Genomic DNA, 13,825 nt, shown 5'->3' with positions numbered 1-13,825 from the left:
TAGGGACGTAGCTTCAGCCGCGTCCGCGCGCGGCCGCCCGCGCGCAACGTCGTGCACGATGCCCCACATGGAACCAACTCTCCCTCTCCGCTCGACGGAGAGGGGGCCGGGGGTGAGGTCCCCGCCGATCATCCCCCCGCCAAAAACCCCGCCACCTCCCGACGAAACACCTCCGCCGCCTCGACAAAGATGAAATGCCCCGCATCCGCCATCACCACCATCCGCGCACCCGCGATCCCCGGCGCGATCTCCGAAGCGCACACCGGCCCCGTGATGAAGTCCGCATCGCCCGTGATCACCAGCGTCTCCGCCCGAATGCGCGCCAGGTCCGCCCGCAGGTCGAACGTCCCCATGATCTCGCTGTTGAACAGCCTCAGCGCATCACCGTTCACCTGCTCCGTCGACAGCACGCCGACCTACGCCGCCTCCGACGCGCCGTACCGCGCGAAATAGAACGGAAACTCCCGCATCACGAGCGCACTCAGCGCCTCGTCGTCACGCACCTCGCCCGACTGCTCCGCTTCGAGCGCCGCGCGTGCGTCGTCGTCCGACGGCTCGCCGCTCCGCAACGCCATCGCCGCTTCCATCGCGTCCGCGTGTTCCTGCGAAAGGCGCGCCAGCGTGCTCGCCAGCACCAGCCGCCCGACGCGCTCCGGATGCGACGCCGCGTACGCCATCGCCCGGCATCGCTCGCGCCGGGTGGAGAGATTCTGTCTCGTCGGGTGGAGGTTCTTGGGTTGAACACCGCTCAATCGAACGACCGAAAGGGCCGTGCTCTTAGCAACTCATGCTGAACGCAGATCTACGGCGCGACAGCCAACCTCTGACTAACCGTAGCCCGTCGCCACCCCCATCCGTCCCATCTGCTCCATCTGCGGACAAACACCCACCCCGAGCAACGCCACCATCTCGCGTGACGCGCACCAACGCGCGACACGACGAGAAGGCCCCGGATCACTCCGGGGCCTTCGTCGCCTCTGGCAGGCTTGCGTCTGAGGCCTATCTGTTCGCTTCCTCTACTCGTCGCCGGCGGCGCCCTTCTTGTGGCCGCGCCCAGGACGCGCATCACCGTCGTCATCACCGCCGGCCGCGTGGCACGGCACGCGCACCTGGCGGCCGCTCGGCGTCGTCTTCACGCGCGTCTCGTGCTTCTCGCACTCGCCGTCCTCGTCCGGCACGAACACCGGGTGGTCCTCCGGAATGCCGCCGATCTCGCGCTGTCCCTCGCCCTCGCCGTCACCGTCGTCACCGTCGTCCGGCGTCCCCGTTGCCGTCGCGGTCGACTCCGGCGTCCCTGTCGCCGTCGATGTCGGTTCCGCGGTCTCCGTCGCTTCCGGCGTTTCCGTCGGCGTTGCGGTCGCTTCCGACGTCTCCGTCGCCGTAGCCGTCGCCGTCTCAGTCCCCTCGACCGTCGGCGTCTCTTCCTGCACCGTCGCCAGTTCCTGCGACGCAAACGCACCGACCGCCGCGAGCGACACGAGCGTCACCCCCGCCACGATCGCGATCGTCTTCTGTCCGAACGAACCCCATTGCATGCAATACACTCCCGTTCCAGGCATCCCCAACTATCGGCGCCCCTGCGCGCCTCGACCCGTCTAACGACCGCTGGCGCGGCGGGGTAACGCACGAGGTCGTGTTTTATTGCTCGATGGAACAAGAATGAACCGGACCGTCGGTAAGTGCCCCGGCCGCGATCGCCCGTAGTTCACGCGGCGAGCTTGCGCCGCACACTCCCAAGCACACGACGCACAACAGCCACAAATGCATGCCGAAGCAGCACGAAGAAGAAGTCACCGACGCGTCGGTAAGTTGAACGAACGCGTAGAGGCGCCGTCGACTCAGAACTTAAGACTGAAAACTTAAAACTTAGAACTCACCAGTGACCAGTGACCAGCGACCAGTGACCAGTGACCAGCGACCAGTGACCAGTGACCAGTGACCAGTGACCAGTGACCAGTCAACCAGCATCCTCATCCGATTCCTCATCCGGGATCGGCTGCTTCGAATGCCCGTTCGCGCGCACGCAGCCATGACCGTCGGCCTCCATCGGCACGCCGCACAACGGGCACAGCGGACGCCCGCCGGCGATGATGTCGTCGAGCAGCGCCCCTAACGATGCGCACGCTTCCTGCGACAAGCGCGCTCGCAACGTCGGCGTCTCGTCGTCCTCGACGCCCACTTCATACGTGAACAGGATCACCGTGCGGTCCCCCGCGTTGAAGCCCATGCCCATCCGGCCAACGCGAAAGTCATGGTCCGCGACGATCGGAAAGTCGCCCGCGTCGGCCGCCGGCGGCTCTTTGTCGTACTCGAGCTGGGCGAGCATCTGCTTGAGCGCGAGGCTCAGCGCCTGGATCTGCTCCTTCTCGAGCCAGAGTGACGCCGTCTGCGCGTCCTCGCCGACGATCCGCAGCCGGAACGTGCGCTGGCCAGGCTGTCCGAACGTCTGCGCGTCGATGCCGCGCGCAAGGCCGAAGTCCGTCGTCATCAGCGCTCGCTCCGACCGAAGAAGAGCATTCGAGCGGCGTATCGCAGGCAGTGCAGGGACTGGCTCCTTGATCGTGGATCGTGCGCCTGCTTCGGCGACAGCGCTAGCTTATCGCCGCCCATCCCACGATCAAGCTACCGGAAGGATCCTGTCCCGGCGACCCGCGCCATCCCGCAGCCGGCGCTCCGCATACCGCCATCCTGAGCGAATGCGAAGGATCCCGTCGCGGCGACCCGCGTCACCCCGCAGCCGGCGCTTCGCATACCGTCATCCTGAGCAAGCGTCAGCGCGGCGAAGGATCCCGTCGCGGCGACCCGCGTCACCTCGCAACGGGCGCCCCGCATACCGTCATCTCCACCTAACCACAACGCCTACGGCCAAGCCCCGCCCGCCCGAACAAATGTTTCACGTGAAACATTCCTGCTAAGCTGCATCGGCGATGGTGACGACAATCACGCAAGGATGTGACTGAATGGCGCAATCGCGCGAACGCCCGCCCGTCGACCGCAAGGCCCGCCTGCAGATCCCCGCACAACGGATCCCCAAGCAGGATCCCAACGTCCGCGTCCTCAACTGGAGCGAGGTCTACCTCCCGCTCGATATCGAGACCGCGAAGGTCGAAGCGGAGCGGTGCATCCAGTGCCCCGCGGCGCCGTGCCAGGTCGCCTGCCCCGTCGGCAACGACATCCCCGGCGCCCTCTGGCTGCTCGAAAACGGCGACCCCGACGCCGCCTCCGACGTCTTCCACGAGACCAACAACCTGCCCGAGATGTGCGGCCGCCTCTGCCCGCAGGAGCGCCTCTGCGAGGGCCATTGCGTCGTCGGCAAGCACGCCAAGCCCGTCGCGATCGGCCGCCTGGAGGCGTTGGTCGCCGACTGGCAGCGCGAGCACGCCCCGAAGGCGCCCGCGCCCGTCGCGCTCAGCGGCCAGCGCGTCGCCATCGTCGGTGCCGGCCCGGCGGGCCTCGCCGTCGCCGAGGAACTCGGCAACGCAGGACACGCCATCACCATCTTCGACGCCTGGCCGAAGCCCGGCGGCGTCCTGCGCTACGGCATCCCCGACTTCAAACTCGAAAAGCACATCGTCGATGAGAAGGTCGAAGCGCTGCAGCGGCTGCCGATCACGTTTGTGCAGAACACGTACATCGGCGACGATGGCAACCGCAGCGTCGACGATCTGCTCGCCGATGGCTACGACGCCGTCTTCCTCGCACACGGCGCGTCCGTCGGCAACCCGCTCGACGTCGAGGGCGGCGACCTGACGGGCGTCATGCAGGCGACGGAGTTCCTCTCGCGCGCCAATCTCACAAAGGACGAACTGCCCGAGCACATGCGCGAAGCGATGCACGTTGGGCGGCGGATCGTGATCATCGGCGGCGGCGACACCTCGATGGACTGCGCGCGGACGGCGGTGCGTCTCGGCGCGCGCAAGGTGACACTCGTCTATCGCCGGACCGAGAAGGAGATGGTCGGCCGCGAAGAAGAGCGTCAACACGCCCGCGAAGAGGGCGTGCGCTTCGAGTTCCTGGCGGCGCCGCTCCGCTTCCTCGGCACGGCCGCCGGCCGCGTGCGCGCCGTCGAACTCACGCGCATGGAGCTTGGCCCGCCCGACGAGAGCGGCCGCCGTCGCCCGCAGCCCGTCGCCGGCTCCGAGTTTTCGCTCGAAGCGGACACCGTCGTGCTGGCGATCGGCTACAACGCCGACGCCGACGTCGCCGCCTCAGCGACGGGCGTGTCGTACGACGAGTGGGGCATCGTCGAGGTCGATCGCGCCACGGGCGCCACCGACAAGCCCGGCGTCTTCGCCGGCGGCGACAATATCAACGGCGCCGACCTCGTCGTCACGGCGGTCCGGGACGCCCGCGTCGCCGCCACGGCGATGCTCGAGTACCTCGCGCGGGAAGTGCCGGCGGCCGCCGCCTCCTGAGTAACGCACACGCGTGCCGAACCACCAAGCCCGACGTGTCATACTGAGAGGGTGAATCGCGTACGCGGCTTTACAGCAGCACGCAGGGTGGGGTAGAACAGATTCAGCATGGTGCTTGAACGCAAGCTGGTCCTGGACGAGAACGACCTCTACTGCCCGATCCGCGCGACCCTGGCGTTGCTGGGCCAGAAGTGGGTGCCGCACATCATCCACGAGTTGATGAGCGGCAAGCGGCGCTTCAACGAACTGGCGCACAACATCGGCGGCTGCAACTCGCGCACGCTGCGCGATCGCCTCAAAAGCCTCGAATCGCTCGACATCGTCAGCCGCAACATCGTCGCCGTGATGCCGCCGTGGGTGGAGTACGAACTGACTCCGAAGGGCGCGCAACTCGGCACGGCACTCGCCGCGCTCGAGAACTGGGGCGAGACCTACATGACCGAGCCGTGTGTGTAGGGGCGAGTTTTCAGTTCTCAGTTCTCAGTTTTCAGTCTTTCAGCATCGAAACGCTGATCGTAGGGACGTAACTTTAGCTGCGTCCGAATCGCAGCAGTGCGCCAGCTCGTTCCGTTCGTCAATTCTTCGATCCTTCGATGGCGTTCAGCGGCGTCGTAGGGGCGCACAGCTATGCGCCCCTACACGTCAGCTTTCAGTCTCTCAGTCGCTAAGCATCGACACGCGGATCGTAGGGACGTAGCTTTAGCTGCTTGCGAAGCGCAGCGCGCGTCGTCATGCTGAGCGAGCACCGCATCCCGTCATCCTGAGCAAACACCGCATCCCGTCATCCTGAGCAAGCGCAGCGCAGCCGAAGGATCCCGCCGCAGCGATCGACCGCCCGCTGCGCACAAACTCTGACAGTCGGGAGATGCTTCGCGTTCGCTCTGCATGACGCACTAACGGGAGCCGTCCGCCCTTCAACGGCATGGCGGACGCAACGTCTCGGCTACCTGCGCCGTAGGGGCGCACAGCTGTGCGCCCCTACACGTTGCGAACGGATCTGCGAACTGAGGTTCACCGCGCACTGAATTGACTCCGGCGATCCCGCCCCGTAGCCTCAAAGCAATGACGTCATCCGCCCGCACGAGCATCAGCGCATTCCCGCGCGGCCATGAGTTCGCTGCGACGACGTTCGCGCTCGGCCGCGAGCAGGTCGATGCGTACCTGCGCGCCACCGGCGACACGACGTCGTACGGTGATGCGGTGCCGCCGCTCGCCGCGGTCGCGCTCGGGCTTGCGGCGCTGCAGGAGCGCATCGCGCTACCGGAGGGCTCGCTGCACACAGGCCAGGAGGTCGAACATCTCACGATGCTGCGCGTCGGCGATGCGCTGACGCTCACCGGACGCATCGCGCAGCGGTCGGAGCGCCAGGGGATGGTGATCAGCGTGCTGGAGTTCGAGATCGTGTCGGCTGCCGGCGCCGGCGTCCGCGCGCGCTCGACGATCATGGCGCCGGCAGCCGCATCATGAGCATCGACGTGCAGCCGGTGACGCGCACGATCACGCAACAGCAGCTACACGCCTATGCCGACGCGTCCGGCGACCACAATCCGCTCCACGTCGACCCGGCGTTCGCCGCCAGCACGGCGTTCGGCGGCACAATCGCACACGGCATGCTCGTGCTGGCGCTGATCGCCGAGATGATGCACGCGGCGTACGGTGACCGCTGGCTGCGCGAAGGCAAACTCAAGGTCCGCTTCAAAGCGCCGACGCGCCCGGGCGCCACCGTCACCGCATCGGCTTCGGACGCGAAGCAAACCGGCGATGCGATCGAGCACGCGGTGCAATGTGCCAACGAAATCGGCGAGGTGGTGATCGAGGGCCGCGCAGGCGTCGGAGCGGCGGCGTGAGCGAGGATCGCGGGTCCGGCCGCGGCATCATGTGCTACGCGTGCGGCGTGCAGAACGAGCAGGGGCTGCACATGGAGTTTCGCCGCGAGGGCGACCGCGCGATCTGCGACTACACGCCGTGCGACTACCAGCAGGGCTATCCCGGCCGCATGCACGGCGGCATCGTCGCGACGCTGATCGACGAGGCGATGGGCTGGGCCGTGTACGGCGCCGCGCAATGGGGCGCGACGGCGCGGCTGAACATCCGCTATCGACGCCCGGTGCGGCTCGACGTGCCATTGCGCATCGAGGCATGGGTGGTGCGCCTGCGCACGCGGCTCATCGAAGTGCGCGCCGAGCTGCGCGACGCGAGCGGCGAACTGCTAGCCGAGGGCGACGGCACGTTCATGCGGCTCGACGAACGCATGGCGCGCGAAATGTCCGACATCGCGGCGCAGGCCGGTCGCGGCGACGCGCCGGAAGTCATACCTTGAGCGCGCTCGTCGACCCCGACTGGCTGCAGGCGCGTCTCGACGACCCCGCCGTACGCATCCTTGAGTCGAGCGTCGACAAAGCGTCGTACGACGGCGGGCACATTCCCGGCGCGCGCTGGATCGACCATCTCGAATTGCTGCGCAATGGCGACGAGTCGTCGGGCCTGGTGCTGACGCCGGAGCAGTACGCGGCGACGATGAGCCGTCTCGGCGTCACGCCGGCGACGACGGTCGTCTGGTACGGCGACCGCCATAGCTCGTACGCCACGCGCGGCTTCTGGATGATGGACTACTACGCGCACCCGGGCGGCGTCCACGTGCTGGACGGCGGCCGCGAGCGGTGGTTGCGCGAAGGCCGTCCGACGACAGCAGATACTTCCGGCGCCGCCCGTGCGTCGTATCCCGTGCCCACTACGCACAACGACGCGAATCATGCGTCGTGGCAGGCCGTGCGCGACGCCATCGACGACACGCAGGCGGTCGTGCTCGACGTGCGCTCCGAAGACGAATACACCGGCAAGAGCGTGCGCGCGAAGCGCGGCGGCCACATCCCGGGCGCCGCGCACGTCGAGTGGACCGACGCCACGGCCGGCGACAACGTCCTCAAGCCGCTCGACGACCTCCGCCGGATGTACGCAGCGCAGGGCGTGACACCGGACAAGGGCGTGATCGCGCACTGCCAGCTCGGCGTACGCGCGTCGCACACCTGGTTCGTGCTGAAGCACGTGCTCGGCTTCCCGAACGTCAAGAACTACGACGGCTCGTGGCAGGAGTGGGGGAATCGGGATGATTCGGTGATTGAGCGGTGAAGCGATACGCGAAGGCCATCGTGGGCCGCGCTTCAGGGTGGACGCGCCTGCGACAGTGGCGATATGCAAGCGGAAAGTGATCGCTAACTTGATCATTTACCGTCAAGTCTTGGAGTTGCGTAGAAGCGACTCCCCAACTACTCTCCGCTTCTACGCTCCCCGATACAATGAGAGAGTTATGAGCAACGAGTCTGGCGGTGAACTTGTCTCGATCCCCCTGCTTTGGGATGGGTTAGACACGGCCGAGATCAAGTTCGTGAATCAGATGATTGTCCAGCTTGGACCACCGGGAAATGAATCGGAGTTCCTGGTCACGCTCGGTCAGTTGCATCCCCCAGTTCTCATGGGGAGTGAAGATGAGAACAAGGCGCGACTTGCAGCACTACCCTACGTGACAGTGAAGGTCGTCGCCAAGGTTGCGTTACCTGTATCGAGGGTTCGAGAATTTCGCGATCTCATGACGCGCATGCTTGAAACCTACGAGCAGGCAACAGATCGGAGGTAGAAGCGTCGTGGATAGTATCAACATTAGCGTGGCTCGAGCTGGCATTCTTGGTTCGACCTACGAGTTTCGACTAGCATCCTCTGCCGTCGGCACGGTGACGAACGCGTCGCCTGCTCGCCACGTGTACGTATTACCTGCATGGGCACGCCATGGGACTCAACCGGAGTACTGGTCAGAGACTTGGCTTCGGAAGGAAAGACTTGCCGACTGGGATCGGGCTGTTGGTGCTGTGCACGAGTCTACGGACATCGAGGACATTATCCGGCGGCTGGACGAGGCTGCGGATGCCGCTGACTCCAAGTAAGATCGAGTGGGGGCAAGGCTTCCAAGACTCATTTGCAACGAAGAGCGAGCAGCACCGTAACTCGATAAAGCGCGCCCTCCGAATGATGGCTCGGGATCTCTATTATCCATCGTTACAGACGCATAAGCTTGAGGGACACGGCGACATTCGCGGCGTACACGCCACTGATGGACAAGTCATCACGCTAACAGTCGACGGCACAGTGGTTTTTCTCCGGGCCTGCTGTAACCACGATGACGTATATCGGCACCCCTGATTTTGTTGAGTCCTCCGTCACGTCCCACTCGCACATCACCGATGCACGCCACCTCGAGGGATCGCTCCTAGCTACCTCCGAAGGACTGCGCCACTTCGTGAACGAGGTGATGCACGCGCGCTTCAACGTCGGCGGCGTCGCACTTCGTCAGACTTTGACCAGTTTAATACGCCCCGATCTCCCGTAGCCTCTCGTCGCTGATGCCGAAGTAGTGCGCGACCTCGTGGCGGACGACGTGGTGGACGCGCGCTTCCAGGTCGGCGGCGTCGCGGGCCATGCGCTGCAGCGGCTGGCGGAAGACGACGATGCGGTCGGGCGTGATCATGTTGTAGTAGGCGCCGCGCCGCGTCAGCGGCACGCCTCGATAGACGCCGAGCAGCGTCGCATTGTGCGCCGTTCCGAGCGCGTAGTCCGAAGCGCGCGCCACCTCCTCGACCGCGAATTCGACGTTGGCGATGCGGTCGCCGAACTCCGGCGGCAGCGCCTCGACGCCGCGTCGCACCATCTCCTCGACCTCTTCGAGCGGCACTTCGTGCATGCAGGCAGTGTAGCGGGCGATGGATGCGGGAGGCGGGAGGCGGGATGCGGGATCGGACGGCCGCTGCGGTCACGTTGGGGATGACGCGCAATGCTCGGAGTTTGGCGATTGCTGGTCGAAGATCGCGACCGGAGGTACGCGCAGTGCCGGGACGCGGGACACCGTCGATCGACATGCGCCGCCGGACTGGAGCCGCTGTGAGGCGCACTCAATCAATCCGGACAATCAAGATCGGACGAGATCCGAATCTGGACACGCCCGAGTCCGCAACCAAGAAATGCACGCAATCAAATTCGCAGCGGACATCGCGACACTGCAGAGCCTCGACGGTTCGCCTACTTTGCGGGGACGAACTCGTCGCGGGCGGAGCGCCATGCGAGCACACGCTGGAGCGCGAGCGATGCCGCCGCGACGCTGCTGAACGTCGCCAGTCCGTGCGTGGCGGCGACCTCCTGGAACGCGAGCGTGGCCGCCATGCCCGGCTCGCTCGACGGCGTGCGGGAGACGCAGACGATCGGCTTGCCGACGTCGGATGCGAGTTCGCCGAGCTTCTCGCCCGTGTTCTTCGCCATCTCGACGATGTCCGGGCCGCCGCCGCGGTTTGGCCCCCAGCCCCAGCCCGTGTGATAGAGGATGTAATCGATGTTCGGCGCCTCCGCGACGATGTGGATCGTGTCGAGCATCGGCTTGAGGCCGTCAGGCCCCCACCCGACGCTCGTGTCGACGGGGTTGCGCACGCTGGTGCCGGCCGTCGGCGTGAAGTCGTGCAGCTTCTGCTGGATGTCGCCGGGAAGCGCCGGCATCTCGAGCCCGTGCGAGCCGACCTCGTCGGACGCGAGCACGCTGTAGCCGCCGCCGCCACCGACGATGCCCCCGCGGGCGCCTCGCAGGCCGCCCAGGAACCGGAACGCGACGGTCGTATCGACCAACTCCTCCATGCGGTCGACGCGCACGCCGCCGCCCTGGCGCACCGCCGCGTCGAAGATCTGCAGCGAGCCCGCGAGGCTGCCCGTGTGCGAGTTGGCGGCGCGCGTGCCGGCTTCGGTGCGGCCGCCCTTCAGGATGACGACGGGCTTTGTCGCCGATGCTTTGCGGAGCGCGCGCAGGAAGTGCGCGCCGTCGCGCAGCCCTTCGATGTAACAGGCGATGACGTCGGTCGCGGGATCTTCGGCGACGTACTCGAGCAGTTCGGACTCGCGCACGTCGGCGCCGTTGCCGTAGCTGACGACTTTGCTGTAGCGCAGACCGCGCACGGCGCCGGTGCGGCAGAACTCGCCGGCGTTGGCGCCGCTCTGCGAGATCAGCGCGACCGGACCGGGTTCGACGGGCATCCCGGGCATGAACGACAGCCCGGACGCTGGCGCGTACAGCCCCATGCAGTTCGGCCCGATGACGCGCATGCCGAGCGCCTTCGCGCGAGCGAGCACTCGCGCCTCAAGGGCGCCGGCCTCTTCGTCGCCGGTCTCGCTGAAGCCGGCGGTGAAGAAGTGGATCACCTTCACGTGCTTCTCGCCGCAGTCTTCGACGAGCTGCTCGACGAAGCGCAGCGGCACGCTGGAGATGACGTGGTCGACGTCGCCGGGGATGTCGGTGAGGCGGGGATAGGACTTGAGGCCGGCGATCTCGTCGGCCCTGGGGTTCACAGGGTAGAGGTCGCCGGTGAAACCCATGTCCTTGATAGCGCTGACGAACGAACCAGGCCCTTCCTGCGTGGAAGCGCCGACGACGGCGACCGAGCGGGGATGAAACATGTAGTCGAGCGAGGCGAAGGAGCCTTGCGGCATGGAACTCCGGGGCGCGGGGCGCGCTGCTGCGGGACATAAGAGGCGGTCGCCGGGCGCTGCAAGACCCGTCGGCGGGCCATGCTATCAACCGCCCGATCGACGGGCAACCAAACACCCGTACGGCCCTATCAGGGAGTAGGGATCGCACGTCGAAAACGCCTCTTCAGATTCGGGAGCCTCAAGTCCGCCCCTAAGGGTGCCGAGCATTCCTGTGGTTGGCATCCCCTGACCCCTTAGGGGATTAGGCGTACTAGAGGCAGCAACTCATGTCGGACGAGTCCCGCGCGTCCGTATTCCGACGGCTCCTGGCGACGAAGCAGGCAGCGTATGCCGGCGCAGGCGTGCTCGCCGGCGCTGTGGTGCTATCGGGCGCCGCAGCGGTGATGGCGCATGGCTCGTCGGCGAACGATGCCGAAGACGTCGGCCAGGTCGTGGCGACAGCGACGCCGCCGATCGGCATGACGATCGCCACGGAATCAGAGACGATGCGTGACCTGTGGCAGTACGCGGACGTCGAACTCCGCTCGCAGGCCACGGCGACACCAACCGCGACGGCGGTGCCACCGACACCCGTGCCGCCGACGGCAACATCGACGCCGGCACCGCGCCCGGCGCCCAGGCAGCCGCAGAGCGCGCCGCCCGCGCAGACGACGCCAATACCGCCGACGCCGGTACCGCCGGCGCCGCCCGCAAGCGGGGGCCTCGACACGTCGCCGATGGATGGTTTCGAGCAGGCGCTGTTCGGCGCAACGAACGCCCGTCGCGCGGCGAGCGGACTGGCGCCGCTGAGCGTGAATGGCTACCTGGTCGGCATAGCGCGGCTACGGTCGGACGAGATGGCGACATACAACTACTTTGCGCACGAGAGCCCGATCACGGGGCACTCGGCGTTCAGCCTCATGGACCAGTACGGCGTGCCGTACGGCTGGGCGGGCGAGAACCTGGCGAAGAACAACTACCCGAACGACCAGACCGTCGCGGTGGCCGATGAGGCGTTGTGGAATAGCCCATCGCACCGCGCGAACATCCTGAACGCGCACTACACCGACGTCGGCATCGCGCTGACGATTGACGCGACGGGGATGAAGTACTTCACGATCGTCTTTACGGGACACTGATCTGGTCGCTTAGTCGCTGGTGAGTGGTCGCTGGTTGGTGGATCAGTCTGTCGGTCGATCAGCTCTCGCGCTGACCGCTTGGTGGCTGGCGTCTCGTTGAATGGCGTGGGTTTGGGCGGATCGGACGCGTATGGCGAGTCCGCTGTTGGCTGCAAGCTGCGTTCGGGTTCTACGCTGCGGCCTGGCCGAGTCCGCCAAACGCCGTAACGTGGGCGGCGACCGCTTCCTGGTTGGTCTCGACGAAGTAGGAGTTACAGGCGGCGTCGAGGAACTTGCGCGTGAACGCCGGTTGATCGCCGTTGTACATGCAGATGTCCGCGACGAGTTCGGCGATGTCGCGGGGATGGCAGCCCTTGAACCCGCGACCGGTGCGCGTGTAGTACTCGTCGATGAGGTAGAGGGCGGCATCCGCTTCGAGCGGCATCTCGCGCTGCTGACAGACGCGGGCGAGGATCTCGAGAAACTGCTCGTGCGACGGATCCGGGATGTGGATCTTGTGCCGGATCCGGCGGAAAAACGCTTCGTCGCCGAGTTGCGACGGATGAAGGTTCGTCGAGAAGATGAGCAACACGTCGAACGGCACTTCGACCATGTCGCCCGTGTGCAGCGACAAGTGGTCGACGCGCTCTTCCATCGGCACGATCCAGCGGTTGAGCAGCTCTTTGGGCTGGATCATCTGCCGGCCGAAGTCGTCGACGATGAGGATGCCGCTATTCGCTTTCCACTGAATGGGGGCGATGTAGAACTGAGATTGCGGTGAGTATCGCAGTTCGAGCTCCTGGAGCGTCAGTTCACCGCCGACCGAGATCATAGGGCGGCGCGCGACGACCCAACGCCGGTCACGGCGGCGCTCGTTGGCGGCCATCGCGGGGTCGGGATTGCGGCGGTCGACCTGCTGATCGAGCGGAATTTCCTGGTGCACGCGCGGGTCGAAGACCTTGACGATGGTGCCGTTGACCTCGACGGCGTAGGGGATGAGCACCTCGCCGGGGAGCATGCGTCCGATGGAGTTGGTGATGGTGCTCTTTCCGTTGCCGGAGCCTCCGTACAGCAGCATCGAGCGGCCCGAGTTCACGGCAGGGCCAAGCGCCTCGACGACGGGGCGATCGATGACCAGGTGGGCGATGGATGCTTCGACAGACTGCGGCGGCACCCGCATGGCGCGGATGGTCTGTCGTTGCAGCACTTCGAGGTACAACTCGAAGGGTACGGGTGCGGCACCGACGTACTGATTGCGATTGAGCGCCTCTTCGGCTTTTTCCGAGCCCTTCTGTGACAGCGAGTACTGGTAGAGTTGCTCGCCCATGCCGGAACTGCCGACCACCTCGGCCATCTGCTCACGCTTCATGAACCCCAGGACTTCGTCGATCACGGGGAACGGCAGTGCGAGCTGGGCGGCGATCTGGCGCGCGGCAGGCCGGCCGCCGAAGTAGATGGCCTTCACGACCAGGTCGAGGACCGTCGAGAAGTCGAGGCCCGTCTCTTCGACGGTCTGCGGCTGTGGGACGAACGGGGCCGGTTGCCAATCGGGGACGCCATTGCGGGCGCTGATGGAAACGTCGGCGGCGGTCTCCCTCCGGGCGGTGTCAAACGTCATACCGGGCTCTCCCGACGAGCGCATCAAAGAAGCGCGTCGCTACCGCCGTGCAACCGGCGTGGTGTGGACCGGCCATGTGGAACTTAGCCCTCGGCGGCGGCGCCCTCATGTCCTCGTATGGAGTATCGGATGGAAGCGGGAAAGCTGGAGATGCCCGGGTCGGGCCACGTCACTTGATG

The 13,825-nt window shown here is 66.2% G+C and carries 15 protein-coding genes; 8 read left to right on the top strand and 7 right to left on the bottom strand.

The annotated features are described in order from the left end of the window. Nucleotides 1–128: 128 nt before the first annotated feature. The 4 genes from WEB52_04055 to WEB52_04040 form a co-directional block, all read right to left on the bottom strand. Nucleotides 129–410 (bottom strand): alpha/beta hydrolase, encoded by a 282-nt coding sequence (locus WEB52_04055; protein ID MEX2225607.1) that lies wholly within the window; start codon nt 408–410, stop codon nt 129–131. 6 nt (nt 411–416) lie between these two features. Beyond that, the gene (locus tag WEB52_04050; protein MEX2225606.1) at nt 417–677 is read right to left on the bottom strand and encodes a hypothetical protein; all 261 of its coding nucleotides are present in this window, start codon (nt 675–677) and stop codon (nt 417–419) included. Between the two features lie 339 nt (nt 678–1,016). Then, on the bottom strand, nt 1,017–1,535 hold the full coding sequence (locus tag WEB52_04045; GenBank protein MEX2225605.1) for a hypothetical protein: 519 nt from the start codon (nt 1,533–1,535) through the stop codon (nt 1,017–1,019). 422 nt (nt 1,536–1,957) lie between these two features. Beyond that, nucleotides 1,958–2,488 (bottom strand): DUF3090 family protein, encoded by a 531-nt coding sequence (locus WEB52_04040; protein ID MEX2225604.1) that lies wholly within the window; start codon nt 2,486–2,488, stop codon nt 1,958–1,960. 472 nt (nt 2,489–2,960) lie between these two features. Between WEB52_04040 and WEB52_04035 the strand changes: the two genes are divergently transcribed. The 7 genes from WEB52_04035 to WEB52_04005 all read left to right on the top strand — a co-directional run bounded on the left by WEB52_04035 (nt 2,961) and on the right by WEB52_04005 (nt 8,049). Then, the gene (locus WEB52_04035; GenBank protein ID MEX2225603.1) at nt 2,961–4,415 is read left to right on the top strand and encodes an NAD(P)-dependent oxidoreductase; all 1,455 of its coding nucleotides are present in this window, start codon (nt 2,961–2,963) and stop codon (nt 4,413–4,415) included. 108 nt (nt 4,416–4,523) lie between these two features. Next, complete coding sequence (locus WEB52_04030) at nt 4,524–4,871, top strand: helix-turn-helix domain-containing protein (protein ID MEX2225602.1); 348 nt, start codon at nt 4,524–4,526, stop codon at nt 4,869–4,871. Between the two features lie 606 nt (nt 4,872–5,477). Continuing rightward, a complete protein-coding gene (locus WEB52_04025) occupies nt 5,478–5,882 on the top strand; it encodes a MaoC family dehydratase N-terminal domain-containing protein (protein ID MEX2225601.1) in 405 nt (134 codons plus the stop codon). Next, the gene (locus WEB52_04020; GenBank protein ID MEX2225600.1) at nt 5,879–6,262 is read left to right on the top strand and encodes a MaoC/PaaZ C-terminal domain-containing protein; all 384 of its coding nucleotides are present in this window, start codon (nt 5,879–5,881) and stop codon (nt 6,260–6,262) included. Before WEB52_04025 ends, WEB52_04020 begins: the two co-directional genes overlap by 4 nt. Beyond that, nucleotides 6,259–6,735, top strand: coding sequence for a PaaI family thioesterase (locus WEB52_04015; protein ID MEX2225599.1), 477 nt, complete (start codon nt 6,259–6,261; stop codon nt 6,733–6,735). The genes WEB52_04020 and WEB52_04015 overlap by 4 nt, the downstream gene beginning before the upstream one ends. Beyond that, the gene (locus WEB52_04010; protein MEX2225598.1) at nt 6,732–7,544 is read left to right on the top strand and encodes a sulfurtransferase; all 813 of its coding nucleotides are present in this window, start codon (nt 6,732–6,734) and stop codon (nt 7,542–7,544) included. The genes WEB52_04015 and WEB52_04010 overlap by 4 nt, the downstream gene beginning before the upstream one ends. A gap of 178 nt (nt 7,545–7,722) precedes the next feature. Beyond that, the gene (locus tag WEB52_04005) at nt 7,723–8,049 is read left to right on the top strand and encodes a hypothetical protein (protein MEX2225597.1); all 327 of its coding nucleotides are present in this window, start codon (nt 7,723–7,725) and stop codon (nt 8,047–8,049) included. Nucleotides 8,050–8,772: 723 nt separating this feature from the next. Here WEB52_04005 and WEB52_04000 read toward each other — a convergent pair. Both WEB52_04000 and WEB52_03995 read right to left on the bottom strand, forming a co-directional pair. After that, entirely contained in the window at nt 8,773–9,147 is a 375-nt protein-coding gene (locus WEB52_04000; GenBank protein MEX2225596.1) for a metallopeptidase family protein, read from the bottom strand. Nucleotides 9,148–9,482: 335 nt separating this feature from the next. Next, nucleotides 9,483–10,931, bottom strand: coding sequence for a CoA-binding protein (locus tag WEB52_03995; GenBank protein MEX2225595.1), 1,449 nt, complete (start codon nt 10,929–10,931; stop codon nt 9,483–9,485). Between the two features lie 266 nt (nt 10,932–11,197). Here WEB52_03995 and WEB52_03990 point away from each other — a divergent pair, with 266 nt between their 5' ends. Beyond that, nucleotides 11,198–12,049 (top strand): CAP domain-containing protein, encoded by an 852-nt coding sequence (locus tag WEB52_03990; protein ID MEX2225594.1) that lies wholly within the window; start codon nt 11,198–11,200, stop codon nt 12,047–12,049. 169 nt (nt 12,050–12,218) lie between these two features. Here the strand turns inward: WEB52_03990 and WEB52_03985 are convergent, their stop codons facing one another. Further along, on the bottom strand, nt 12,219–13,646 hold the full coding sequence (locus WEB52_03985; protein ID MEX2225593.1) for an ATP-binding protein: 1,428 nt from the start codon (nt 13,644–13,646) through the stop codon (nt 12,219–12,221). Between the last annotated feature and the right edge of the window lie 179 nt (nt 13,647–13,825).

The organism is Dehalococcoidia bacterium, from assembly GCA_040902535.1.
Lineage (GTDB): Bacteria > Chloroflexota > Dehalococcoidia > DSTF01 > JACRBR01 > JBBDXD01.
This window is presented reverse-complemented; position numbering and strand designations above follow the sequence as displayed.